The organism is Mycobacterium sp. E3298, from assembly GCF_001666895.1.
Lineage (GTDB): Bacteria > Actinomycetota > Actinomycetes > Mycobacteriales > Mycobacteriaceae > Mycobacterium.
The window spans coordinates 1-2,856 of the sequence record NZ_LZJB01000449.1; the positions used below are offsets into that span (position 1 = coordinate 1).

Below are 2,856 nucleotides of genomic sequence, written 5' to 3' on the forward strand. Positions count from 1 at the left end.
GCCGCGGTCGGCGGCGACCCGCCGGACTCCGACGCCGCGCAACACCAGGGGCGCGCCGACACGAGCCGCGAGATCGTCGGCGCTGCCCTCGATGATGCGGACAACTTCGCTTCCGACGTTGCCCAACCCGAGCACCGCTACGCCCACAGGCTTTTCGTCACGGGGCACCGTTCACCTCACTTCCAGACTCAGCAGATCGTCGACCGTCTCGCGGCGCAGGATCAGGCGGGACCGGCCCGCACGCACCGCCACCACCGCCGGACGGCAGATCATGTTGTAGCGGCTCGACAGCGAATAGCAGTACGCGCCGGTCGCGGCGATCCCGAGCAGGTCACCGGGCTGCAGATCGTCGGGCACCCACGCGTCGCGGACGACGATGTCGCCGCTCTCGCAGTGCTTTCCGACGATCCGCGCCAGCGTCGCCGGTGCGTCGCTGGCGCGTGAGACCAGCCGGGCGTCGTACTGCGCGTCGTACAGGGCCGTGCGGATGTTGTCGCTCATGCCGCCGTCGACGCTGACATAGCGGCGCTGGGCCGTGCTGCTCACGTCGACATCCTTGACGGTGCCCACCTCGTACAGCGTGATGGTGCCCGGCCCGGCGATGGCGCGTCCGGGCTCGACCACCAGTCGCGGGGTGGGCAATCCCACGGCCGCCGACTCGTTGCCGACGATGTCCGCCAGCTTGGCCGCCAGGTCGGCCACCGGCGGCGGGTCGTCGGTGCCCACGTAGGAAATCCCCAGCCCCCCACCGAGATCGACGGTCGAGATCTGACCTGTCTTGTCGACGCCGAATTCGTCGACGATTTGGTGCAGCAGCCCGATGACGCGGTGCGCGGCGACCTCGAAGCCGTCGACGTCGAAGATCTGCGAACCGATGTGGCTGTGCAGGCCCACCAGGCGCAGGTGGTCGGTGGCGAACACCCGGCGCACCGCGGCCATCGCCGCGCCGCTGGCCACCGACAACCCGAACTTCTGGTCTTCGTGTGCGGTGGAGATGAATTCGTGCGTGTGTGCTTCGACCCCGACGGTGAGGCGGACGTAGACGTCCTGGACGATGCCGGCGTCGGCCGCGATCGCGTCGAGGCGCTCGATTTCGGTCATCGAGTCCAGGACGACGTGCCCGACACCGGCTTTGACCGCCGCCGTGAGTTCCGCGGCGGACTTGTTGTTGCCGTGGAACGTGATCCGCTCGGGCGGAAAGTCGGCGTGCAGCGCGATGGCGAGCTCGCCGCCGGTGGACACGTCGAGCGACAGGCCTTCCTCGTCGACCCAGCGGGCGATCTCGGTGCACAGGAAGGCCTTGGCGGCGTAACACACGTTCTGGCCGCCGCCGAAGGCCGTCGCGAGTTCGCGGCAGCGAGACCGGAAGTCGTCCTCGTCGATGACGAACAGCGGGGTGCCGTACTCCTGGGCGAGCTGGGTGACCGGGATCCCCGCGATGCTGGCTATTCCGTTGTCACCGCGAAGAATGTTGCGCGGCCACACATTCGGCGCGAGCCGAAGCAGCTCGTCGGGCGACTGCGGCCGCGGCGTGCTGTCGGGGTGCCGGGTTTCTTCGGCGTGCCGAGGACCGGCGGGGTGCACGTTCACATTCGCTCCGGAGCGGTGACACCGAGGATCGTCAGCCCGTTGGCGATGACCTGGCGGGTGGCCTGGCACAGCGCCAGGCGCGCGGTGTGCAGGTCGGTGGGCTGCTCGTCCCCCTGGGGCAACACCCGGCACGAGTCGTAGAACCGGTGGTAGTCGCCGGCCAGGTCTTCCAGGTAACGGCACACCCGGTGCGGCTCCCGCAGGGACGCAGCCGTTTTGAGCACGCGGGGGAATTCCCCGATGCTGCGCAGCAGCGTCCCCTCCTTGTCGTGGCTCAGCAACTCGAGGTGCCCGGTGTCGGGGACCAGGCCCAGCTCCGCGGCGTTGCGGGCCAGCGCCGAGAGCCGGGCGTGCGCGTATTGCACGTAATAGACCGGGTTTTCATTCGACGCCGACGACCACAGTGCCAGGTCGATGTCGATCGGCGTGTCGACCGAGGAGCGGATCAGGCTGTAGCGCGCCGCGTCGACGCCGATCGCGTCCACCAGGTCGTCGAGGGTGATCACCGTTCCGGCCCGCTTGCTCATCCGGACGGGCGCGCCGTCGCGGACCAGGTTGACCATCTGCCCGATCAGCACCTCGACGTGGGCCGGGTCGTCACCGAACGCGGCGGCCACGGCCTTGAGCCGGGCGATGTAGCCGTGGTGGTCGGCGCCGAGCATGTAGATGCACAGGTCGAAGCCGCGCTGCCGCTTGTCCAGGTAGTAGGCGATGTCACCCGCGATGTAGGCCGGCTTGCCGTCGCTCTTGATCACGACGCGGTCTTTGTCGTCGCCAAAGGCGCTGGTGCGCAACCAGGTTGCGCCATCCTTCTCGTAGATGTTGCCGGTCTCGCGCAGCCGGGCGATGGCCTGGTCGACGCGGCCGCTGGTGTGCATCGAGTCTTCGTGGGTGTAGACGTCGAAGTCGGTGCCGAACTCGTGCAGCGACTCCTTGATGTGAGTGAACATCAGGTCGACACCGATCTCGCGGAACGTCTCGTGCATCTCGGCGGCGGGCAGGCTCAGCGCGTCGGGCGCCTTGCCCAGCACCTGCGCGGCGATGTCGTTGATGTAGGCGCCGGCGTAGCCGTCCTCGGGCGTCGGTTCGCCCTTGGCGGCGGCGATCAGCGAGTTGGCGAAACGGTCGATCTGGGCGCCGTGGTCGTTGAAGTAGTACTCGCGCTCAACGGCGGCGCCCTGGGTGCTCAACAACCGGCCCAGCGCGTCGCCGACGGCGGCCCAGCGGGTGCCGCCGATGTGGATGGGCCCGGTGGGGTTGGCCGAG

At 68.9% G+C, this 2,856-nt stretch carries 2 protein-coding genes and 1 pseudogene; all 3 read right to left on the reverse strand.

Annotation, left to right across the window (positions count from 1 at the left end; translation table 11 throughout):
• Positions 1–168, reverse strand: a pseudogene (locus A9X05_RS31260) (homoserine dehydrogenase); the annotation flags it as partial.
• A gap of 3 nt (positions 169–171) precedes the next feature.
• Complete coding sequence (gene lysA / locus A9X05_RS20990) at positions 172–1,590, reverse strand: diaminopimelate decarboxylase (RefSeq protein WP_067783883.1); 1,419 nt, start codon at positions 1,588–1,590, stop codon at positions 172–174.
• Positions 1,587–2,856 (reverse strand): arginine--tRNA ligase (gene argS / locus A9X05_RS20995; RefSeq protein WP_067783885.1); only part of this gene is annotated, 1,270 nt, incomplete at its 5' end. The genes argS and lysA, both read right to left, overlap by 4 nt.